Below are 20,253 nucleotides of genomic sequence, written 5' to 3' on the forward strand. Positions count from 1 at the left end.
CTGACCCGTACTTGCGGTCACCGTTACGTATCGACGGAACTGTACAGTGCGCGATCTACGCGCGTAGGGGGTAGAGTGCCGAAATGACGAGCCAGGCCATCTCGAAGACTCCGACGCCGGACCGGATCCGCCGGGCGCCGAAGGTTCTGCTGCACGACCACCTCGACGGCGGCCTCCGCCCGGGCACGATCGTCGAACTCGCCCGGGAAACGGGCTACGCACGCCTCCCGGAGACCGATCCCGACAAGCTCGGCCTCTGGTTCCGCGAGGCCGCCGACTCCGGTTCGCTGGAGCGGTACCTGGAGACCTTCTCCCACACCGTCGGCGTGATGCAGACCCGCGACGCCCTCGTCCGGGTCGCCCGCGAGTGCGCCGAGGACCTCGCCGAGGACGGGGTGGTGTACGCCGAGGTGCGCTACGCCCCCGAGCAGCACCTCGAAGGCGGTCTCACCCTCGAGGAAGTCGTCGAGGCCGTCAACGAGGGCTTCCGGGAAGGCGAACGGCTCGCCCGGGAGAACGGCCACCGCATCCGTGTCGGCGCCCTGCTCACCGCCATGCGGCACGCCGCACGCGCCCTGGAGATCGCGGAACTCGCCAACCGCTACCGGGACCTGGGCGTCGTCGGTTTCGACATCGCGGGCGCCGAGGCCGGCTACCCGCCCACCCGGCACCTCGACGCCTTCGAGTACCTCAAGCGCGAGAACAACCACTTCACCATCCACGCCGGCGAGGCCTTCGGGCTTCCCTCCATCTGGCAGGCGCTGCAGTGGTGCGGTGCCGACCGGCTCGGGCACGGCGTGCGCATCATCGACGACATCCAGGTGCTCGCCGACGGCTCGGTGAAGCTCGGCCGGCTCGCCTCCTACGTCCGCGACAAGCGCATCCCGCTGGAGCTGTGCCCCAGCTCCAACCTCCAGACCGGCGCGGCGTCGTCGTACGCCGAGCATCCGATCGGTCTGCTGCGGCGGCTGCACTTCCGCGCGACCGTCAATACGGACAATCGGCTCATGTCGGGTACGAGCATGAGCCGGGAGTTCGAGCATCTGGTCGACGCGTTCGGTTATTCGCTCGACGACCTCCAGTGGTTCTCCGTCAATGCGATGAAATCAGCGTTCATTCCTTTCGATGAACGACTGGCGATGATCAATGACGTGATCAAGCCCGGATATGCCGAGCTGAAGTCCGAATGGCTGTTCCAGCAGACCGCCTCCACCAGCGGTTCCATGGAATCGGAGAGCTGACCGGGGAAATCGGGGTGAATGGAGTGCGGACGGGAATTCACAACCCGTCCGCATTTCGATGTTTGCGGCGGGCAGGTGTGCGTGCTTACGGTCGTGCCCACCGCTCACTTCCCCGTACCCCATTTTCGAGGACGCATTTCATGAAGCAGTCTGCTGCCAAGACCCTCGGTGTCGCCGCTCTCGGTGCCGCTTTCGCAGCCGCGGGCGCGGGCGCCGCGAACGCGGCTTCGGCGGTTCCGGACGCCACCGGGACGCTGGACTCCGTCACCAGCCGGCTCCCGGCGCAGAACGTCTCCCAGGCGCTCCCCGGCGCCCAGGCGGCGGTGGCCCAGGGCAAGCCGGCCATCGAGCGCGGTCTGGCCTCCGTGCAGCCGGCCGCCCAGCGGGCCATCGCCGACGGCCCGTCCACGCCGGTCGCCGGGCTGCTCGGCGGTCTGCCGGTGCAGGGCGGCGTGCCGGTGAAGGGCCTGCCGCTCGGCGGCTGATCCGCCCGCCTCACGCGCCGCAGGGGCGCACCCCGGACACGGGGGTGCGCCCCTGCGGCGTACGTACGAGCAGGTGTCACCAGGCCGAGCGGGCGGCCGCCTTCTCCTCCGAGGGGAGCAGGATCCACAGCGCTATGTAGAGCAGGAACTGCGGGCCCGGCAGCAGGCAGGAGAGCAGGAAGATCACGCGCATCGTGGTCGCCGAGGTGCCGAAGCGCCGCGCCAGACCGGCGCACACTCCTGCGATCATGCGGCCATCGGTGGGGCGGACGAGGGCGGACATGTGCGGCTCCTTCGTGAGCGTCGGTGAGGCGCCTCGACCGGCTGCCTCATCTGTCTTCAACGCTACGGCGACGAAGGGGGCAAAGCGTCGCTCCACGGTGCGATTCCGACCCTGGGAAACGTCGGGGTCCGACCCTGAGCCGCTTCCTCCTGGCGGACGGCCGCGCGCCGCCTCCGCTCGGACCTGCGGCGCAGCCGGGAGCGGGCCGCGGGGACGACGGCGAGGTGCGCCACGGCCACGCCCACCGTGTTCAGCAGCAGCGCGTCGACGTCCGGGACCCGGCCCGGCACACCCGTCTGCAGCAGCAGGATGCCCAGGGAGACCAGGGCGCCCGCGGCGACCGTACGGACGGCGGAGGCGAACGAGGAGGCCCGGAGCCTGCCGTGGGCCATCGGCAGCAGCACCCCGAGGGGCGCGAGGAGGGCGAGCCCCTCGGCGATACGGCGGGCCGCCACCGGCCCGCCCAGCGCGAGATCGGCCCGGATACCGGCGAACGGCCGCAGATTGGGCGGTGTCACCCAGGGCACGTCCAGCGGACGCAGCGTGAGCCAGGCGACGAGCGCGAGGTGTGCGACGAGGAGGACACCCCCTGTCACACGGATGCGGATCGCGGCGCTGCCGCCGATGGAGCCTTGACGCTGCACGCCCCCCTAGACGCGGCCTCCGGCAGGATCGGTTCCGGGGCGCGCCGAGGTGGCCGTGTGAGGCATCCGCCACACGCCCCCGCCGGGCCCCGTTCGCCCCAGGGGGCGCCGACGCGCCATCTGCCCGGCCCGCGGCCCGCCCGCGCCGCGTCAGCCGCCCGTGACCTCGCTCGACGGCGGCTGCGTGGTGCCGGGACGGGAGCGGACCTCGTCGGTGCACTCGTAGCGGCGCAGCGGTTCGCGGCCGGGGCCGCCGAGGATGACCGAACCGTCGCCCTCGGCCGCCGTCGAGTCGGAGAAGGTGCAGACGACCTGGGCCAGCGCGTAGGACGTGAGGTCGCGGGGCGAGGTGCTGAGGCGGAGCGTGTCCTCGGGGTCGCCGGCGCGCGGGCCGCCGACGTTCATGCCGCCGCGCACGTCCGTGGTGTACCCGGCCTCCTTCTCGGCGGCCGACGGCGTCGCCGCCAGCTGGTCCAGCAGCCCCTGCGCCACCAGCACCCGCCGCTGCGAGTCCGCCGTGCCGTCCGGCACCCGTACCGTACGGTCGACGGCGACCAGCGACGAGCCGCACAGCAGGAACACCTGCACCGGCAGTCCGCGCGAGGCCTGCGCCGCGACCTGCGGCTCGGCGAGCGAGCACTGCACCCGTGAGGGCGCCGCCCCGAAGTCGGTGGGCACCTCCGTGGAGCGGATGCCGCACCCGGCGAGCAGGGCGGCCAGGACGGCGATCACCGGCAGCCGTCGTACGTTCACGTGGCGTCCCCGTTCTTCCCCGCGTCCTTCTCGGACTCCTCCGCGAGCTCCGAGGCGTCGCGCGGCAGCCGCAGCGTGAACACCGCTCCCCCCTCGGGCGAGTTCGCGGCGGTGATCCCGCCGCCGTGGATGTGGGCGTTCTCCATGGCGATGGACAGGCCCAGGCCACTGCCCTCGGAGCGCGGCCGGGACGCGCTCGCCTTGTAGAAGCGGTCGAAGACGTGCGGCAGGACCTCCTCGGGGATGCCGGGGCCGTGGTCGCGCACCGCGATGACCACCTCGTCGTCCGTCGCGCGCACCGAGACCCGCACCGGGGAGCCGCCGTGCTTGAGGGCGTTGCCGATGAGGTTCGCCAGGATCACGTCCAGGCGGCGCGGGTCGAGCCGGGCGTGGACACCGCGCTCGGCGTCCAGCTCGACCGCGTCCAGCCACGCGCGGGCGTCGATGCAGGCGGTGATCTGGTCGGCGATGTCCACGTCGTCGAGGACCAGCCGGGCGGTGCCCGCGTCGAAGCGGGTGACCTCCATCAGGTTCTCCACCAGGTCGTTGAGCCGCCGGGTCTCGCTGACCACGAGCCGTACGGCGGGCTCGATCATCGGGTCCATCGACCCCGACTCCGCCTCCAGCTCCTCCTCCAGCACCTCCGTCACCGCGGTGATCGCCGTGAGGGGCGTGCGCAGTTCGTGGCTCATGTCGGCGACGAAGCGGCGGGAGGACTCGTCCCGCGCGGCCATGTCGGCGACCCGTTTCTCCAGCGCCTCGGCCGCGTTGTTGAACGTCCGGGACAGATCGGCGAGTTCGTCCGTCCCCGACACCCTGAGCCGGGTGTCCAGCTTGCCCTCGCCGAGCCGCCGGGCGGCCACGCCCAGCCGCTGCACGGGCTTGAGCACGGTGGAGGCGGCCGCCTGCGCGAGCAGCGCGGAGCCGATCAGCGCGAGCCCGGTGGCGATCCCCAGCGACCAGGCGAGCGAGTTGAGGTCCTTGGCCTCCGGCTCCAGCGACTTGAGCATGTAGCCGGTCGAACCGCCGTCGATCACGCGGGTGCCGGCCACCAGGTACGGCGTGCCGTGGTCGACGACACGCTGCCAGTACAGGTGGTACGCGTACTTGTTGCCCGAGTCGACCGCCTGCCTCTTGTTCACGGCCGCCCTGAGCGACGCGGGCACGTCCTGGAGCGAGAAGCCGTCCAGGCCGCCCGAACTGCCGTACACCGTCCGGCCGTCGGAGTCCTCGGCGACGAGCAGCACGCTGAAGCGCTGGCTGGTGTTCGCCATCTGGCCCGCGGTGTGCTGCAGTTCGTCCTGGGTGGGGTGCGGGGGCAGGGTGCCCGCGCGGTTCTGCATGGCCTGCTTGAAGTCGCCGAGCACCGCGTCCTGGGTGCGGGTGAGCACGGCCTCGCGGTTGAGCCAGTAGGCGATCCCGGACGCGGACACCGCGGCGGTGAGCGCCACCAGCCCGAACACCACGACCAGGCGCAGCCGGAGACTGGTGAACCGCAGCCGCGACAGATGTCCCCTGCGGCTCGCGGCCCAGCCGCGAGCCCCCCCTCGCACTGGTGTCACTGAGGGGTGTCCAGCCGGTAGCCCACGCCGCGCACGGTACGGATCAGCGTCGGGGACGACGGGACGTCCTCGACCTTGGCGCGCAGCCGCTGGACGCACGCGTCCACCAGCCGGGAGTCGCCGAGGTAGTCGTGCTCCCACACCAGCCGCAGCAGCTGCTGCCGCGACAGGGCCTGTCCGGGCCGCCGGCTGAGCTCCAGCAGCAGCCTGAGCTCGGTCGGGGTGAGCTGCAGGTCCTCGCCGTTCTTGGTCACGGTCATGGCCGCGCGGTCGATCACCAGGGAGCCGAAGGTCGCCGAGTCGTTCGCCTCCCGCTCGCCGCGCCGCAGCACGGCCCGGATGCGGGCGTCCAGCACCCGGCCCTGGACGGGTTTGACGACGTAGTCGTCGGCGCCGGACTCCAGGCCCACCACCACGTCGATGTCGTCGCTGCGGGCGGTCAGCAGGATGATCGGCAGCTGGTCGGTGCGCCGGATGCGCCGGCACACCTCGAACCCGTCGATGCCGGGCAGCATCACGTCCAGCACGATCAGGTCCGGCCGCTGCTCGCGCAGCAGCTTCAGACCGTCCTCACCGGTGGCAGCGGTGGCAACCCGGTGTCCCTGGCGCGTAAGGGACAGCTCCAGGGCCGTACGGATGGCGTCGTCGTCCTCGATCAGCAACAGGGAAGGCACGAGGCTCATTCTGGCCCATGGCAGGCCACGGTTTCGACTCCTGTACGGGACGGGCCCGGAGCGCGCCTGCCACTCCTCCGTGTGAGGGCGCTGTGCCGTGCGTACGAGGGACCCCTGTGACAGGTCTGTGACAGTCGGCTGACACGGCGATGAAGGTGCCCGGGCAAGCTTTTCGGCACAGGCAAGGAAGCACCGCCTGAGAAGACCGAACACCGGAAGTCCACGACGGGGGGCGCGAGATGAACACGCTGCACGGCACCAGCACCAGCGCAGTGGTCACGCGCCTGCACGACGTGAACGGGGGCCGGGGTTCAGAGAAGTCCGGCGCGGGAGGGCGGGGGTGCGCTCGCGGTGCCGGGCGTCAGCACACCGGGTACATGTCGGTGGTTGACATCACGGGGGAGACCCACGGGGGAAGCGCGTACAGGGAGGACTCGGGGGAGCGCCGCTCGCTGTCGGAGACTGTAGATGCCGAAGCGGCGTTTACCGCCTACGTCCAGGAGCGCCGCGCCTCCCTGTACGCGACCGCCTACCACCTGACCGGTGACCGCTTCGAGGCCGAGGACCTGCTGCAGAGCGCGCTGTTCTCGACGTACCGGGCGTGGGACCGGATCAGCGACAAGGCGGCGGTCGGCGGATACCTCCGCCGCACCATGACCAATCTGCACATCAGCGCGTGGCGCCGCCGCAAGCTGAACGAGTACCCGACCGAGGAGCTGCCGGAGACGCCCGGCGACACGGACGCGATGCGCGGCACCGAACTGCGCGCCGTCCTGTGGCAGGCGCTCGCCCGGCTGCCCGAACTCCAGCGCACGATGCTGGTCCTGCGTTACTACGAGGGCCGCACCGACCCGGAGATCGCGGAGATCCTCGACATCAGTGTCGGCACGGTGAAGTCCAGCATCTGGCGCTCCCTGCGCCGGCTGCGCGAGGACCAGGTCCTCAGCTTCGGCCGTGACGAGGAGGACGCCTTCGGGGAGCTCGTCGCCTGAGGGTACGGGGGAACGGGGAACGGGGGAAGAACGGGGAACGGTCGCCCGGGGGGACCCACGGGGGAGACGGGGGTCATGGGGGACCGGCAACCCGGGGGGAGCACCACGGGGGAACGGGGGAGAGCGGGACTGGAGGGCCGGGGGGTCCGTCCAGTCCCGCTTTTCGTGTGCGCGCCGGCTGCGGCCCCGCGGCCGGCGCCCGGCCCGTGGGGCCCGCGCTCAGCTCGTGGGCGCCGCCGCCGGGCGCCGGCCCTCCCCCACGCTCGAATGCGCTCGCGCGGGGGGACCCCCGTCGGCGGCCGCCAGCCGGCCCAGGGCCTCGTCCCGGTCGCAGGCGTGCGCGCCGAGGGCGGTCTGGCGGGCGACGATCGAGCGCTCCTCGCGCATCAGCCGCCAGCCGCGGCGCAGCAGGAACGGCACCGACTTGCGGCCCTCCCTGAGGTCGCGCAGGAAGCGGCGGCGGAAGGTGCGGACCGCGCCGCGGCTCAGGCACAGCGCGTCGGCCAGCAGCCCCAGCTCCCGGCAGCGCTCGACGATCTCGGCCGCGAAGATGCCCTCCGCGACGAAGACCGGGGTCCGTCCGATGTCGACGGTCTCCTCGCCGGTGCGGGCGGAGAGCGAGATGTCGTAGACGGGGACGTTCGTACGGCCCGTGCGGCACAGCTGCGCGATCGCGGCGACGGCCGCCTCCGTGTCCCAGGAGTCCGGGTGGTCCCAGTCGATGTCCCCGCTGCCCGCCACGAGCGGCAGCGTCGGGTCCGCGCCCTCCTTGTAGAAGTCGTCGAGACGCAGCACGGGCAGGCCCGAGCGGGCGGCGACCAGGGACTTGCCCGAGCCCGAGGGCCCGCAGAGCAGCACGACGCGGGCGGGCGGGGAGGGATGGATGCTCACGGGACACCAGTCTGACGCATCCCGTACGCCCTGCCGACCCCGCGGGTCGGCTTTTGAGCGCGCGTCACACCTCAACTACCCTTCGTGTCGATCCGATCACTCGATGCGTTCGAAGGTGGCCCCAGCCATGGCACGACACCACTCCTCCCCCCTCGACTCCGCCGCCGCGCGCGCCCTGATCGCCCTCGCGGCCGCGACGGCCGCCCTGGGGGCGGGAGCGGCGACGGCGTCCGCGGCCTCCGCCGCCGCGCCGCAGGCCGGTCCGGTGCAGGGCGTCGGGGGCGACGTCACGATCCTCAGGGGTGCCGCCGGCGACCCGCACGGCAACGGCGTCGACATCCCGCTCTCCCAGCTGACCGGCCCGGTCACCCAGACCGGCCCGATCGGCGCCGTCCCCGCGATCGAGGGGGTCGCGGGACTGCTGGGCGGCGGGGCGAGCGGCCTGTCCTGACGGGGCGCGCGTCGCGGCCGCGCACGAAGGAGAGCCGCGTCCTGCCCGGATGGAGGGAGGACGCGGCTCTCGTCTGCTCTCAGGCCGTGCGCCCGAGGCGGGTGACGAGGATCCGGATCACCTCGTCATCGATGAGATGGAGCACCCGGTAGTCGCCGACGTGCAGGTGTCGTACATCGGGCGATCCGTAAGGAACTGACGCCGCGGGGCGCGGCTCGGGCCTGTTCGTCGATGGTGTTCAGGACGACTGCGAGGCCGCTCGGGTCTTCTTTCGGGAATCGGGCTGCGGAGTCCAGAGCCCGCGGCTCGAAGGTGATCTCGTAGGTCACTTCTTTTCGAGCCCCAGTCGCCGGCGCACCTCGTCCATGGGGATGCCTGGTTCGAGCGTCCCCTCTGCCTTGCGTCGCTGGTAATCCGCGAGTGCCAGGGCGTCTGCGAGCGGAGAGCCGCGCCGCCCCTGGACGGAAGGGGACGCGGCTCTCCGGTCGTGAGGGGCTGGTACGGCTCAGTACGACGAGCCGGACGCGCCCAGCGCGCCCGTCGGGTGCCAGACCGTCTTCGTCTCCAGGAACGCCGTCATGCGGCCGGTCCCCGGCTGCGCCGACCAGCCGGCCTCGTCCACAGGCTGTGGACGGAGGACCCGCTTGAGGTTGTCCGCCGCGGCGATCTCCAGCTCCTTCGCCAGGACGTCGTCGGCGCCCGCGAGGTCGATCGCGTTGACGTCCTGGTGCGCGGCGAGCGGTGCGGCGATCTCCGCCGTACGGCCGGAGAGGACGTTGACCACGCCGCCGGGGAGGTCGGAGGTGGCCAGCACCTCGCCCAGGGACAGCGCGGGCAGCGGGGACTTCTCGCTCGCGATCACGACCGCCGTGTTGCCGGTCGCGATCACCGGGGCGGTCACCGAGACCAGGCCCAGGAAGGACGACTCCTGGGGCGCGAGCACCACGACCACGCCCGTCGGCTCCGGCGCGGAGAGGTTGAAGAAGGGGCCCGCGACCGGGTTGCCGCCGCCCACGACCTGGGCGATCTTGTCGGTCCAGCCCGCGTACCAGACCCAGCGGTCGATCGCCGCGTCGACGGCGGCGGCCGCCTTCGACTTCGACAGGTCCTCCGACTCGGCGACCTCGCGGACGAACTGCTCCTTGCGGCCCTCCAGCATCTCGGCGACGCGGTAGAGGACCTGGCCGCGGTTGTACGCCGTCGCGCCGGACCACGCCCCGAACGCCTTGCGGGCGGCGACCACCGCGTCACGGGCGTCCTTGCGGGACGACAGGGGTGCGTTCGCCAGCCAGTGGCCCTTCTTGTCGGTCACCTCGTACACCCGGCCGCTCTCGGAACGCGGGAACTTCCCGCCGACGTACAGCTTGTAGGTCTTGAAGACACTCAAACGGTCAGACATCGAGGTACGCCTCCAGGCCGTGGCGGCCGCCCTCGCGGCCGAAGCCCGACTCCTTGTAGCCGCCGAACGGCGAGGCCGGGTCGAACTTGTTGAACGTGTTGGACCAGACGACGCCCGCGCGGAGCCTGTTCGCCACCGCGAGGATGCGCGAGCCCTTCTCCGTCCAGATGCCCGCCGAGAGGCCGTAGGGGGTGTTGTTCGCCTTGGCGACCGCCTCGTCGGGGGTGCGGAAGGTCAGCACCGACAGCACCGGGCCGAAGATCTCGTCGCGGGCGATGGTGTGCGCCTGGGTGACGTTCGTGAACAGCGTCGGAGTGAACCAGTAGCCGTTCTCGGGGAGTTCACAGGCGGGGGACCAGCGCTCGGCGCCCTCCGCCTCGCCCTGCTCGACGAGCGAGGTGATGCGCGCGAGCTGCTCCGCGGAGTTGATCGCGCCGATGTCCGTGTTCTTGTCCAGCGGGTCGCCGAGCCGGAGCGTCGACAGGCGGCGCTTCAGCGCCTGGAGCAGCTCCTCCTCGATCGACTCCTGGACCAGCAGCCGGCTGCCCGCGCAGCACACCTGGCCCTGGTTGAAGAAGATGCCGCCCACGATCCCCTCCACCGCCTGGTCGACCGGGGCGTCGTCGAAGACGATGTTGGCGCCCTTGCCGCCCAGTTCGAGCGTGAGCTTCTTGCGGGTGCCCGCGACCGTCCGCGCGATCTGCTTGCCGACGGCCGTGGAGCCGGTGAAGGCGACCTTGTCCACGTCCGGGTGCGCGACCAGCGCGGCGCCCGCGTCGCCGTATCCCGGAAGGATGTTGACGACGCCCTTGGGCAGACCGGCCTGGCGGCAGATGTCCGCGAAGAAGAGGGCGGAGAGCGGGGTGGTCTCGGCGGGCTTGAGGACCACGGTGTTGCCGGTGGCGAGCGCGGGGGCGATCTTCCACGCCAGCATCAGCAGCGGGAAGTTCCAGGGGATGACCTGGCCCGCGACACCCAGCGGCCGGGGATCGGCGCCGAAGCCCGCGTGGCCCAGCTTGTCGGCCCAGCCGGCGTAGTAGAAGAAGTGCGCGGCGACCAGCGGCAGGTCCGCGTCCCGCGTCTCCCTGATCGGCTTGCCGTTGTCCAGCGTCTCCAGGACCGCCAGCTCACGGCTGCGCTCCTGGATGATCCGGGCGATGCGGAACAGGTACTTGGCGCGCTCGGCACCGGGCAGCGCCGACCACGTCCCGAAGGCCTTGCGGGCGGCCTTCACCGCGCGGTCCACGTCCGCCTCGCCGGCCTGGGCGACCTCGGAGAGGACCTCCTCGGTGGACGGCGAGACGGTCTTGAACACCTTGCCGTCGGCGGCCTCCGTGAACTCGCCGTCGACGAACAGGCCGTAGGACGGGGCGATGTCGACGATCGAGCGGGACTCGGGCGCCGGGGCGTACACGAATGCGGAAGGCTTGTTTTCCATGGTCATGTGGTCTCAGTCCACCGTCACGTAGTCGGGGCCGGAGTAGCGGCCGGTGGCCAGCTTCTGACGCTGCATCAGCAGGTCGTTCAGGAGCGAGGAGGCGCCGAAGCGGAACCAGTGGTTGTCCAGCCAGTCCGGGCCGGCGGTCTCGTTGACCAGGACCAGGAACTTGATCGCGTCCTTGGACGTACGGATCCCGCCGGCCGGCTTCACGCCGACTTGCACTCCGGTCTGGGCGCGGAAGTCGCGCACCGCCTCCAGCATCAGCAGGGTGTTCGCCGGCGTCGCGTTCACCGCCACCTTGCCGGTGGAGGTCTTGATGAAGTCGGCGCCCGCCAGCATGCCGAGCCAGCTCGCGCGCCGGATGTTGTCGTACGTCGACAGCTCGCCCGTCTCGAAGATGACCTTCAGGCGGGCGGAGGTCCCGCAGGTCTCCTTCACGGCGGCGATCTCGTCGTACACCTTGATGTAGTCGCCGGCCAGGAAGGCCCCGCGGTCGATGACCATGTCGATCTCGTCGGCGCCCGCGGCGACGGCCTCGCGCACGTCCGCCAGCTTGACGGAGAGCGGGGCGCGGCCCGCGGGGAAGGCGGTGGCGACCGAGGCGACCTTCACGGTCGACCCGGCGACGGCCTTCTTGGCCACGGGCACCATGTCGGGATAGACGCAGACCGCAGCGGTCGGCGGAGCCGTGCGGTCCGTCGGGTCGGGCCGGACCGCCTTGGCGCCGAGCGCCCGGACCTTGCCCGGGGTGTCCGCGCCTTCCAGCGTCGTCAGGTCGACCATCGAGATGGCGAGGTCGATGGCGTACGCCTTCGCGGTGGTCTTGATGGAACGGGTGCCGAGCGAGGCGGCGCGCGCCTCCAGGCCGACCGCGTCGACGCCGGGCAGCCCGTGCAGGAAGCGGCGCAGCGTGCGGTCGGACGTGGTGACGTCCGTCAGTGCGTGTGCGGCGGAGGGTGCGTTGGTGGGCATGGTCACCAGACGAGCATATCTACGCGCGTAGCAGCTGTACAGCCCGAGGAGACGGACAGCCGAGGAGACGGACAGCCGGGGGGCCGGACGCCCGCGTCGAGGGCGCGACGCGGCCCGTCGCCGGGTGCGCCCGGGGTGCTTGCGGGGTGCGCCCGGGACGCTTCCGGGCGCATCCGGGGCGCTTGCGGGCGCCGGGGGCCGGCGCGACCGGCGGCGGGCGCCCGGCCGCCGGGCGCCCGCCTGGCCCGCTGCCGGGCCCGGGCGATCGGTGAAGCGCCGAGGGTATACGGCACAATCGCAACCATGACGACCCCCGATCCCCAGCCGCCGACGCCTGTACCGCAGCAGAAGGACCGCCCCTACCGTTCTCCCGCGGGCATGGTCGGCGGCGTCCTGCTGCTGTCCATCGTGGCCTGGCTCGGCATCGACGCGATCGTCAACGGGCGCGACCGCACCCCGTGGCTGGCGCTCGCCACGATGATCTTCCTCGTCCCGCTGGTCGTGGCCTTCACGCTGCGCCCCGCCGTGTTCGCCAACGAGGAGCGGCTGCGCATCCGCAACCCCTTCCGCGTGATCACGGTGCCCTGGGGACAGATCGTCTCGCTGCGCTCCGGCTACTCCAACGAGGTCGTCGCGGCGTCCGGCCGCAAGTACCAGCTGTGGGCCGTTCCCGTCTCGCTGCGGGCCCGGAAGAAGGCGGCCGTGCGGGACGCCAGGGCGAACGCGCAGCGCGCCGCCGAGGCGAGCGGCCGGGGCGGGCGCCGCGGCGGCGGCTTCGGACTCGGCGGGCTCTCCCGCGACGCCGACGTCTCCGACGGGCCCAGGCGCGCCGAGACCGACAAGGTCATGGACGACCTGCGCGAACTGCTGGAGACCAAGGGGGAGTCCGAGACGGCGCAGGGCGAGGTGACGGTCCGCTGGGCCTACGAGATCGCCGGCCCGGCCCTGGCCGGAGCGGTACTGCTGGCGATCCTGGTGGCGATGGGCTGACGGGCGCAGTCCCCTGCCGGGGGTCGGGCGCGCGGTCCTCTGCGGGGGGTCGGGCGTGCCGTCCCCTGCCGGGGGTCGGGCGTGCGGTCATGCCGGGGGGTGGGGCGTTCCGCCCGCGCCGCCGTATCCCCAGGGTCGCCGTGTGGCCCGCGCCGCCGCACCCCCGAGGCCACCGTGCTGCCCGCGCCGCTGCTCCCCTCGCACCACCGTCCCCTCGCATCACCGCCCCCCGCATCACCGCCCCCCGCACCACCGTCCCCTCGCATCACCGCCCCCCGCACCACCGCCCCCTCGCACCACCGCCCCCGCACCCCCGCCCCCCTCGCACCACCGTCCGTCGCCATGGTCGGGGTGAGTCGTGGGTGAGGGGTGGGTGGCCGGTGCGGTTCGTGCGGGTGGGTTCGTGGGGCGGGTGTGGCCTCAGATGCCGGCCACGGCCGACAGGTCCCGCTTGAGCGCCGTGAGGCGGACGGTCGCGGTGGCGTGGGCCGCGGGGAGGCCGGCGTGCGTGGTGACCGGGACCACGACCTCCAGGTAGCACTTCAGCTTGGGCTCGGTACCGCTGGGGCGGACGACGACCCGGGCGCCGTCCAGCGTGTAGCGCAGGCCGTCGGTGGGCGGAAGGGTCTCCGTGCCCCGGCTGAGGTCCTCGGCCCGGGTGACGGCCAGACCCGCGAGCTCGGTCGGCGGCTGCTCGCGCAGGCGCCGCATCGCGTCGGCGATGACCGAGAGGTCCTCGACGCGGACCGAGAGCTGGTCGGTGGCGTGGAGACCGTGCTCCACCGCGAGGTCGTCGAGGAGGTCGGGCAGACTGCGGCCCCGCTCCTTGAGCTCGGAGGCCAGTTCGGTGATGAGCAGGGCGGCGGTGATCCCGTCCTTGTCGCGTACGCCCTCGGGGTCGACGCAGTAGCCGAGCGCCTCCTCGTAGCCGTAGCGCAGTCCCTCGACGCGGGCGATCCACTTGAAGCCGGTGAGGGTCTCCTCGTACGGCAGTCCCGCCTTCCCGGCGATGCGGCCGAGCAGGGAGGAGGAGACGATCGACTCCGCGAAGGTGCCCCGGACGCCGCGCCGGACGAGGTGCGCGGCGAGCAGGGCGCCGACCTCGTCACCGCGCAGCATGCGCCAGTCGCCGCCGTCCCTGACGGCCACGGCGCAGCGGTCGGCGTCCGGGTCGTTGGCGACGATCAGATCGGGCTCGGTCTCACGGGCCGTGGCGAACGCGAGGTCCATGGCGCCCGGCTCCTCCGGGTTGGGGAAGGCGACCGTGGGGAAGTCGGGGTCCGGCTCCGCCTGCTCGGCGACCAGGACCGGCTCCGGGAAGCCCGCGCGGGCGAAGGCGGCGAGGAGGGTGTCCTTGCCGACGCCGTGCATCGCCGTGTAGACGGTGCGGGCGGTGCGGGGGGAGCCGGGCGCCAGTACGGCGTCCGTACGGGAGAGATAGGCGTCGAGGACGCCCTCGTCGAGCGTCTGCCAGCCGCCCTCCGGGCGCGGCACGTCGGCCAGCGTGGCGATCGCGTCGATCTCGGCGGCGATCTCCGCGTCGGCGGGCGGCACGATCTGCGAGCCGTCGCCCAGGTAGACCTTGTAGCCGTTGTCGCGGGGCGGGTTGTGGCTGGCGGTGACCTCCACGCCGGCGACCGCGCCGAGGTGCCGTATGGCGTACGCGAGGACCGGGGTCGGCAGCGGGCGGGGGAGCACGGCGGCGCGCAGCCCCGCGCCCGTCATGACCGCCGCCGTGTCGCGGGCGAAGTCGGCGGACTTGTGGCGGGCGTCGTAGCCGATGACGACGAGGCCGCCGTCCTGGCCGTTGTTCCTCAGGTACGCGGCGAGACCGGCGGCCGCCCGGATCACGACCGCGCGGTTCATCCGCGTGGGACCGGCGCCGAGCTCACCGCGCAGGCCGGCGGTGCCGAACTGCAGAGTGCCGCCGAACCGTTCGGCGAGTTCCGTGACGTCCCCGGCCTCGATGAGCTTGGCGAGCTCGTCGCGGGTCTCCGCGTCGGGGTCCTCGGCGAGCCAAGCGCGGGCGCGGGCTAGCAGGTCGTCGTGCACGTCGAGGTCAGCCTCTCGTTGTCTCGTGGTCCGGGTCCCCGGGGGCTGCGCCCCGGACCCCCCTTCGGCCCGAAGGGCCTCGTCCGCAAACGCCGGACGGGCTGGTCGTACCGCCCCGGTGCTACAGCCGCCCGAGCACCTGGGCCAGCAGCGAGCCCATCCGCGTGGCCGAGTCACGGCCCGCCTGCAGGACCTCCTCGTGGTTCAGCGGCTCACCGGTCATGCCCGCGGCGAGGTTCGTGACCAGGGAGATACCCAGCACCTCCGCGCCCGCCTCACGCGCGGCGATCGCCTCGAGCACCGTCGACATGCCCACCAGGTCCGCCCCGATCACCCGGGCCATGCGGATCTCGGCCGGCGTCTCGTAGTGCGGGCCGGGGAACTGGGCGTAGACGCCCTCCTCCAGCGTGCCGTCGATCTCCTTGCACAGGGCGCGCAGGCGCGGGGAGTACAGGTCGGTGAGATCGACGAAGTTGGCGCCGACGATCGGGGAGGTCGCCGTCAGGTTGATGTGGTCGCTGATCAGCACCGGCTGGCCGGGACGCATGCCCTCGCGCAGACCGCCGCAGCCGTTGGTCAGCACCACGGTCTTGCAGCCGGCGGCGACGGCGGTGCGGACGCCGTGGGCGACGGCGGCGACGCCGCGGCCCTCGTAGTAGTGCGTCCGGCCCAGGAAGACCAGCGCGCGCTTGTCACCGGAGCGGTAGGAGCGGATCCTGCCGCCGTGTCCCTCCACCGCCGGAGGCGGGAACCCGGGCAGCTCGGTGACCGGGAACTCGGCCTCGGGCGCGCCGAGCGCGTCCACGGCCGGCGCCCAGCCGGAGCCCATCACGAGGGCGACGTCGTGGGTCTCGGCGCCGGTCAGTTCGCGCAGGCGCGCGGCGGCGGCGTCGGCGGCGGCGTGCGGGTCGCCCTGGATGTCGTCCGGAAGAAGAGATGCGTTCACGCGGACGAGAGTAGCCGGTTCCGGCCTACGCGCGTAGATGACGGAGCTCACGGGATGGCGATCGTTGTCTTGTCGTTTCCAACGAAGACGGCCGGCGGACGGGGACCGTGTGACTCCTGTGGCGGAACTGTGCGCCGGTGGTCCGGGCGGCGGTACGAGCGGCTCCGCGCGTACCGCCCGGGACGGCGGTGCTCCGGTGGTCCGGGCGGCTACGCGTCGGTGACGAGGACGTCCTTGTCGTTGAAGACCTCGACGATGAAGATCAGCAGCCGGCCGCGGCTGACCGTGTACTCCACCAGGACGTTCTGGGTGAGCCGGATCGTGCGGTCGTCGCCGGTGGAGCTTATGGGCCGCGACACCGGCAGGAAGGGGTCGCGGGCCAGCAGGGCGATGCCCTTGTCGAAGGCGGTGCGCTGCCGATCGTCGAGCCGGTCCCGGGCCTCGGCGGCCTGCACCGTGTAATAGACGTCATACGTGGTGGGGGCCATGCGATCTCCCGTTGTCGCGCGATCTTCCCTTGCCGCGCGTTCTTCCGCTGCCGCGTCAATGCTCCAAGTCTAGGAGCCGGCCGCCCTCAGCAGGGGCGCTTGCGCAGCTCCATCACGTAATCGTGCGGTGCTCCCGCGGACTCCGCGGCATCGGCGATCTCGCCCAGGTAGCGTGCCGCCGGCAGACCGCCCTCGTAGCCGTCCAGGACGTAGGTCCAGGCGGACTCCTCGCCTTCCAGGGTGTGCACCCGCGCCCGCATCCGGCGGTAGACACCGAGCCCGACGCCCTCCCAGCGGTCCATCGCCTCCTCGTCGGCCGGCGCGATGTCGTACAGCGCGACGAAGACCTGGCACAGGGGGTCCTCGACGATCGTCGCCAGCGCGCCCTCCCAGCCCATGTGCTCGCCCCCGAACGTCAGCCGCCACCCGTTCAGCCAGCCGGTGGCGCGCAGCGGCGAGTGCGGGGCGCGACGGGACATCAGCCGCGCATCGAGGTTGCCGGCGTACGCGGCGTAGAGCGACATGCGTCGAGGGTACGGCAGCCGGAACACGGGCCCCGCCGGTATCAGGGGCCTCTTGCCAACCCCTTGCCCTGCCCTGGACGAACCCGTGGCCCCGCCCCCCGGGCGGAAGCACCTTGAAGAGTGCGGGACAATGGGGTACGTGACTCGGATCGTGATCATCGGTGGCGGACCCGGCGGATACGAGGCGGCCCTGGTGGCCGCCCAGCTCGGCGCGGAGGTGACCGTCGTCGACCGCGACGGTCTGGGCGGAGCGTCGGTGCTGACCGACTGCGTGCCGTCGAAGACCCTCATCGCCACGGCCGAGGTGATGACCACCTTCGACTCGTCGTACGAAGAGCTCGGCATCATCGTCGCCGACGACACCCCACCGCTGGAGCAGGCCGCGCGGGTCGTCGGCGTGGACCTCGGCAAGGTGAACCGGCGGGTGAAGCGGCTCGCCCTGGCGCAGTCGCACGACATCACCGCCTCGGTCACGCGCGCGGGCGCCCGCGTCCTGCGCGGCCGGGGCCGCCTCGAGGGCATGCAGGCCCTGGACGGCTCCCGCAAGGTCGTCGTCGGCGCCGCCGACGGGAGCGAGGAGACGCTCACCGCCGACGCCGTGCTGATCGCCACCGGCGGGCACCCTCGGGAGCTGCCCGACGCCCAGCCCGACGGCGAGCGCATCCTGAACTGGACGCAGGTGTACGACCTGACCGAGCTGCCCGAGGAGCTCATCGTGGTCGGCTCCGGTGTCACCGGTGCCGAGTTCGCCGGCGCCTACCAGGCCCTCGGCTCGAAGGTCACCCTCGTCTCCTCCCGCGACCGCGTACTGCCGGGCGAGGACCCGGACGCCGCCGCCGTCCTGGAGGACGTCTTCCGCCGCCGCGGCATGAACGTCATGGCCCGCTCCCGTGCCGCCGCCGCCAAGCGGGTCGGCGACCGCGTCGAGGTCACCCTGTCCGACGGCCGCGTCATCACCGGCACGCACTGCCTGATGGCGGTCGGCGCCATCCCCAACAGCCAGGGCATGGGCCTGGAGGAGGCCGGCGTCAGGCTGCGCGACTCCGGGCACATCTGGACCGACAAGGTCTCCCGGACCACCGCCCCGGGCGTCTACGCCGCCGGTGACGTCACCGGCGTCTTCGCGCTCGCGTCCGTCGCCGCCATGCAGGGGCGCATCGCCATGTACCACTTCCTCGGCGACGCGGTGGCCCCGCTGAACCTGAAGACCGTCTCCTCCAACGTCTTCACCGACCCCGAGATCGCGACCGTCGGCTACACGCAGGCGGACGTGGACGGGGACAAGATCGACGCCCGCGTCGTGAAGCTGCCCCTGCTGCGCAACCCGCGCGCGAAGATGCAGGGCATCCGGGACGGCTTCGTGAAGCTGTTCTGCCGTCCGGGCACGGGCATCGTGGTGGGCGGTGTCGTGGTCGCGCCGCGCGCCTCGGAACTGATCCATCCCATCTCGATCGCCGTCGACAACAATCTGACGGTCGAACAGATCGCGAACGCGTTCACCGTGTATCCGTCCCTTTCGGGGTCGATCGCGGAGGTCGCCCGCCAGCTCCACACGCGCAAGACGAGCGGGGAGATCTAGGCTCCGGCCCGCGGCCGGAACCGATTCCCCGCTGGTCACGGGGAGTTGTCGAGCATGCGTGCGGCATAGGCGGGACGGATAGGCCCTATACCACTTCCCGACCCTGTGTGCGAACAACTTCTGTTATTCGGCGCAAACTGCTGAAACCAGACGGACGTTGGGGTTACTGTCAGTTTCGTGTTCGCTGCAGAACGTCGCCAATTGATCCTCGAAATGGTGCGAGCGAACGGGGCCGTGTCGCTCCGTGAGCTCGCCCGCGTCGTCCAGACCTCCGAAGTGACCGTACGGCGGGACGTGCGCGCACTGGAGGCAGAAGGACTCCTCGACCGCCGGCACGGCGGTGCGGTACTGCCGGGCGGGTTCACGCGGGAGTCCGGCTTTCCGCAGAAATCGCATCTCGCGACCGCCGAGAAGACGGCCATCGCGGACCTCGCCGCCAGCTTCGTGGAAGAGGGCGAGGCCATCGTGGTCGGGGCGGGCACCACCACACAGGAGCTGGCCCGCCGGCTCGCCCGGGTGCCCGGGCTGACGGTCGTCACCAACTCCCTGCTGGTCGCTCAGGCGTTGGCCCACGCCAACCGCGTGGAGGTCGTGATGACCGGCGGCACCCTGCGTGGCTCCAACTACGCGCTCGTGGGCAGCGGCGCCGAGCAGTCCCTGCAGGGCCTGCGGGTCTCGCGGGCCTTCCTCTCCGGGAGCGGGCTCACCGCCGAGCGCGGGCTGTCCACGTCCAACATGCTCTCGGCGTCCGTCGACCGGGCGCTGGTGCAGGCGGCCGCGGAGGTCGTCGTCCTCGCCGATCACACCAAACTGGGCACGGACACGATGTTCCAGACCGTGCCCACCGACGTGATCACGCGGCTGGTGACCGACGAGCCGCCGGCCCATGACGACCGAGCGGCGACCGAACTGCAGGCCCTCGCCGATCAGGGAGTGCAGATCGCGGTGGCCGGGGCGGCGGGGAACCCGGGCGGTGATCCGGTCCCCCCGCGCCAGCCGCGCCGCGACGTGGCCCTGCCGGGACCTCGCCGGGGAGGGCCGTCCGGGCTCAGGACGGCGACGGTTCTCGGTGAGACGTCGGCGGGTGCGGAGCAGCGGGCGCGGGTGGCCGACATGCGGCGGCGGTGAGGGCTGCGCCGCTTCACCGCCGGGCTCGTGTCCGTGGGCGGCCCGGGCCAGGCCGATCCCGGCCCGTCGCGCAGTTCCACCTGGTTCCACCTAGGGAGCTTCGAGGCCCCGCAGGGTCAGGTTCAGCAGGCGGTCCGCCAGGTCCGGGTCGGCGGGGGACTCCTCCGCGGCCAGTGCGATGGCATGGGTCAGCTGGAGGAGGTCGCCGATGGTCACGTCGGGGCGGACCCTGCCCGCTTCCTGGGCACGCAGCAGCAGGGCCTTGCCCGCCTCGCGGATCGGGTCGCTGCAGCGGGACAGGGCCGAGGTGGTGTCGGAGGAGACCGACAGCAGCGCCCGGGCCAGGCCGCGGTACTCGCTCGCGTGCGTGACCGTCTCGCGGAGCCAGGTCACCAGGGCCGCACAGGGCTCGGGGGCGCCCAGCAGTTCGCGCGAGCGGGTGAGCAGGTCGCCGACCGCGTCCTCGAAGACGGCGCTCAACAGGGCGTGCCGGTTGGGGAAATGCCGGTAGAGGGTGCCGATGCCCACGCCCGCGCGCCGGGCCACGTCCTCCAGGGAGGCGTCCGTGCCGTGGGCGGCGAAGGCGGAGCGGGCCTCGGCCAGCAGCCGTTCGTAGTTGCGGCGGGCGTCGGCTCGCATGGCACGCGGTGTCGTGGGAGCCGACGCGGTGCCGCCGTGCGCGGAGGTCTCCGCCGCCGTCGTGTCCACCGTGCCTCCCGCCTGCCCTCGCGCGTGTCCGCTGCCGGCCCCAGCCCCCA

At 72.4% G+C, this 20,253-nt stretch carries 21 protein-coding genes; 7 read left to right on the plus strand and 14 right to left on the minus strand.

From position 1 onward, the window contains the following. Nucleotides 1-83 precede the first annotated feature (83 nt). Together ACJ9NR_RS24750 and ACJ9NR_RS24755 are read left to right on the plus strand one after the other, a co-directional pair. Nucleotides 84-1,241: an adenosine deaminase gene (locus ACJ9NR_RS24750; protein WP_412493116.1), complete on the plus strand. Its 1,158-nt coding sequence runs from the start codon at nt 84-86 to the stop codon at nt 1,239-1,241. Nucleotides 1,242-1,381: 140 nt separating this feature from the next. Continuing rightward, a complete protein-coding gene (locus ACJ9NR_RS24755) occupies nt 1,382-1,726 on the plus strand; it encodes an ATP-binding protein (protein WP_412493117.1) in 345 nt (114 codons plus the stop codon). A gap of 76 nt (nt 1,727-1,802) precedes the next feature. On the opposite strand, the gene ACJ9NR_RS24760 is transcribed toward ACJ9NR_RS24755, so the two are convergent. The 5 genes from ACJ9NR_RS24760 to afsQ1 all read right to left on the minus strand — a co-directional run bounded on the left by ACJ9NR_RS24760 (nt 1,803) and on the right by afsQ1 (nt 5,642). Beyond that, on the minus strand, nt 1,803-2,009 hold the full coding sequence (locus tag ACJ9NR_RS24760) for a PspC domain-containing protein (RefSeq protein ID WP_412493118.1): 207 nt from the start codon (nt 2,007-2,009) through the stop codon (nt 1,803-1,805). Between the two features lie 62 nt (nt 2,010-2,071). Further along, nucleotides 2,072-2,653: a VanZ family protein gene (locus ACJ9NR_RS24765; protein WP_412493119.1), complete on the minus strand. Its 582-nt coding sequence runs from the start codon at nt 2,651-2,653 to the stop codon at nt 2,072-2,074. A gap of 150 nt (nt 2,654-2,803) precedes the next feature. Continuing rightward, nucleotides 2,804-3,406, minus strand: coding sequence for a hypothetical protein (locus tag ACJ9NR_RS24770; RefSeq protein WP_412493120.1), 603 nt, complete (start codon nt 3,404-3,406; stop codon nt 2,804-2,806). Beyond that, the gene (locus ACJ9NR_RS24775) at nt 3,403-4,968 is read right to left on the minus strand and encodes an ATP-binding protein (protein ID WP_412493121.1); all 1,566 of its coding nucleotides are present in this window, start codon (nt 4,966-4,968) and stop codon (nt 3,403-3,405) included. Before ACJ9NR_RS24775 ends, ACJ9NR_RS24770 begins: the two co-directional genes overlap by 4 nt. Then, nucleotides 4,965-5,642, minus strand: a complete 678-nt coding sequence (gene afsQ1 / locus ACJ9NR_RS24780) for a two-component system response regulator AfsQ1 (RefSeq protein ID WP_181387337.1) — start codon at nt 5,640-5,642, stop codon at nt 4,965-4,967. The genes ACJ9NR_RS24775 and afsQ1 overlap by 4 nt, the downstream gene beginning before the upstream one ends. Before the next feature lie 239 nt (nt 5,643-5,881). Here afsQ1 and ACJ9NR_RS24785 point away from each other — a divergent pair, with 239 nt between their 5' ends. Next, complete coding sequence (locus ACJ9NR_RS24785) at nt 5,882-6,634, plus strand: SigE family RNA polymerase sigma factor (RefSeq protein WP_412493122.1); 753 nt, start codon at nt 5,882-5,884, stop codon at nt 6,632-6,634. Between the two features lie 219 nt (nt 6,635-6,853). Here ACJ9NR_RS24785 and ACJ9NR_RS24790 read toward each other — a convergent pair whose 3' ends face one another. Continuing rightward, nucleotides 6,854-7,525, minus strand: a complete 672-nt coding sequence (locus tag ACJ9NR_RS24790; protein WP_412493123.1) for a uridine kinase family protein — start codon at nt 7,523-7,525, stop codon at nt 6,854-6,856. 127 nt (nt 7,526-7,652) lie between these two features. Between ACJ9NR_RS24790 and ACJ9NR_RS24795 the strand changes: the two genes are divergently transcribed. Then, the gene (locus ACJ9NR_RS24795) at nt 7,653-7,976 is read left to right on the plus strand and encodes a hypothetical protein (protein WP_412493124.1); all 324 of its coding nucleotides are present in this window, start codon (nt 7,653-7,655) and stop codon (nt 7,974-7,976) included. Nucleotides 7,977-8,481: 505 nt separating this feature from the next. Here ACJ9NR_RS24795 and ACJ9NR_RS24800 read toward each other — a convergent pair. From ACJ9NR_RS24800 to deoC, 3 genes are read right to left on the minus strand one after another with little or no spacing between them, the layout of a single operon-like run. Continuing rightward, nucleotides 8,482-9,375 carry an aldehyde dehydrogenase family protein gene (locus ACJ9NR_RS24800; RefSeq protein ID WP_412493125.1) on the minus strand — a complete coding sequence of 298 codons (894 nt, stop codon included), beginning with the start codon at nt 9,373-9,375 and terminating at the stop codon, nt 8,482-8,484. Next, nucleotides 9,368-10,813 (minus strand): aldehyde dehydrogenase family protein, encoded by a 1,446-nt coding sequence (locus tag ACJ9NR_RS24805; protein WP_412493126.1) that lies wholly within the window; start codon nt 10,811-10,813, stop codon nt 9,368-9,370. The genes ACJ9NR_RS24800 and ACJ9NR_RS24805 overlap by 8 nt, the downstream gene beginning before the upstream one ends. Before the next feature lie 12 nt (nt 10,814-10,825). Continuing rightward, complete coding sequence (gene deoC / locus ACJ9NR_RS24810) at nt 10,826-11,788, minus strand: deoxyribose-phosphate aldolase (RefSeq protein WP_412493511.1); 963 nt, start codon at nt 11,786-11,788, stop codon at nt 10,826-10,828. A 303-nt stretch (nt 11,789-12,091) separates the two neighbouring features. On the opposite strand from deoC, the gene ACJ9NR_RS24815 reads away from it, so the two are divergent. Continuing rightward, nucleotides 12,092-12,778 (plus strand): PH domain-containing protein, encoded by a 687-nt coding sequence (locus ACJ9NR_RS24815; protein WP_412493127.1) that lies wholly within the window; start codon nt 12,092-12,094, stop codon nt 12,776-12,778. A 420-nt stretch (nt 12,779-13,198) separates the two neighbouring features. Here the strand turns inward: ACJ9NR_RS24815 and ACJ9NR_RS24820 are convergent, their stop codons facing one another. The 4 genes from ACJ9NR_RS24820 to ACJ9NR_RS24835 form a co-directional block, all read right to left on the minus strand. Next, the gene (locus tag ACJ9NR_RS24820; RefSeq protein WP_412493128.1) at nt 13,199-14,830 is read right to left on the minus strand and encodes a phospho-sugar mutase; all 1,632 of its coding nucleotides are present in this window, start codon (nt 14,828-14,830) and stop codon (nt 13,199-13,201) included. Between the two features lie 121 nt (nt 14,831-14,951). Continuing rightward, the gene (locus ACJ9NR_RS24825) at nt 14,952-15,776 is read right to left on the minus strand and encodes a purine-nucleoside phosphorylase (protein ID WP_412493129.1); all 825 of its coding nucleotides are present in this window, start codon (nt 15,774-15,776) and stop codon (nt 14,952-14,954) included. Between the two features lie 209 nt (nt 15,777-15,985). Then, nucleotides 15,986-16,264 (minus strand): type II toxin-antitoxin system RelE family toxin, encoded by a 279-nt coding sequence (locus ACJ9NR_RS24830; protein WP_412493130.1) that lies wholly within the window; start codon nt 16,262-16,264, stop codon nt 15,986-15,988. Between the two features lie 86 nt (nt 16,265-16,350). Further along, the gene (locus ACJ9NR_RS24835) at nt 16,351-16,788 is read right to left on the minus strand and encodes a gamma-glutamylcyclotransferase family protein (RefSeq protein ID WP_412493131.1); all 438 of its coding nucleotides are present in this window, start codon (nt 16,786-16,788) and stop codon (nt 16,351-16,353) included. A gap of 130 nt (nt 16,789-16,918) precedes the next feature. Here ACJ9NR_RS24835 and ACJ9NR_RS24840 point away from each other — a divergent pair, with 130 nt between their 5' ends. Continuing rightward, the gene (locus ACJ9NR_RS24840; RefSeq protein WP_412493132.1) at nt 16,919-18,367 is read left to right on the plus strand and encodes an NAD(P)H-quinone dehydrogenase; all 1,449 of its coding nucleotides are present in this window, start codon (nt 16,919-16,921) and stop codon (nt 18,365-18,367) included. Between the two features lie 177 nt (nt 18,368-18,544). Then, the gene (locus ACJ9NR_RS24845) at nt 18,545-19,495 is read left to right on the plus strand and encodes a DeoR/GlpR family DNA-binding transcription regulator (RefSeq protein ID WP_412493133.1); all 951 of its coding nucleotides are present in this window, start codon (nt 18,545-18,547) and stop codon (nt 19,493-19,495) included. A gap of 90 nt (nt 19,496-19,585) precedes the next feature. On the opposite strand, the gene ACJ9NR_RS24850 is transcribed toward ACJ9NR_RS24845, so the two are convergent. Continuing rightward, on the minus strand, nt 19,586-20,134 hold the full coding sequence (locus ACJ9NR_RS24850; RefSeq protein ID WP_412493512.1) for a TetR/AcrR family transcriptional regulator: 549 nt from the start codon (nt 20,132-20,134) through the stop codon (nt 19,586-19,588). Nucleotides 20,135-20,253: the final 119 nt, after the last annotated feature.

The sequence above is a fragment of the Streptomyces sediminimaris genome, assembly GCF_047049295.1.
GTDB lineage: Bacteria > Actinomycetota > Actinomycetes > Streptomycetales > Streptomycetaceae > Streptomyces > Streptomyces sediminimaris.

Excerpts from the sequence above, each read along its gene's own strand:
- ACJ9NR_RS24840 (WP_412493132.1), top strand. The coding sequence starts at position 16,919 with ATGGGGTACGTGACTCGGATCGTGATCATCGGTGGCGGACCCGGCGGA.
- ACJ9NR_RS24755 (WP_412493117.1), top strand. The coding sequence starts at position 1,382 with ATGAAGCAGTCTGCTGCCAAGACCCTCGGTGTCGCCGCTCTCGGTGCC.
- ACJ9NR_RS24835 (WP_412493131.1), bottom strand. The coding sequence starts at position 16,788 with ATGTCGCTCTACGCCGCGTACGCCGGCAACCTCGATGCGCGGCTGATG.
- deoC (WP_412493511.1), bottom strand. The coding sequence starts at position 11,788 with ATGCCCACCAACGCACCCTCCGCCGCACACGCACTGACGGACGTCACC.
- ACJ9NR_RS24805 (WP_412493126.1), bottom strand. The coding sequence starts at position 10,813 with ATGGAAAACAAGCCTTCCGCATTCGTGTACGCCCCGGCGCCCGAGTCC.
- ACJ9NR_RS24760 (WP_412493118.1), bottom strand. The coding sequence starts at position 2,009 with ATGTCCGCCCTCGTCCGCCCCACCGATGGCCGCATGATCGCAGGAGTG.
- ACJ9NR_RS24850 (WP_412493512.1), bottom strand. The coding sequence starts at position 20,134 with ATGCGAGCCGACGCCCGCCGCAACTACGAACGGCTGCTGGCCGAGGCC.
- ACJ9NR_RS24795 (WP_412493124.1), top strand. The coding sequence starts at position 7,653 with ATGGCACGACACCACTCCTCCCCCCTCGACTCCGCCGCCGCGCGCGCC.
- ACJ9NR_RS24800 (WP_412493125.1), bottom strand. The coding sequence starts at position 9,375 with ATGTCTGACCGTTTGAGTGTCTTCAAGACCTACAAGCTGTACGTCGGC.
- ACJ9NR_RS24830 (WP_412493130.1), bottom strand. The coding sequence starts at position 16,264 with ATGGCCCCCACCACGTATGACGTCTATTACACGGTGCAGGCCGCCGAG.
- ACJ9NR_RS24815 (WP_412493127.1), top strand. The coding sequence starts at position 12,092 with ATGACGACCCCCGATCCCCAGCCGCCGACGCCTGTACCGCAGCAGAAG.
- ACJ9NR_RS24785 (WP_412493122.1), top strand. The coding sequence starts at position 5,882 with ATGAACACGCTGCACGGCACCAGCACCAGCGCAGTGGTCACGCGCCTG.
- ACJ9NR_RS24750 (WP_412493116.1), top strand. The coding sequence starts at position 84 with ATGACGAGCCAGGCCATCTCGAAGACTCCGACGCCGGACCGGATCCGC.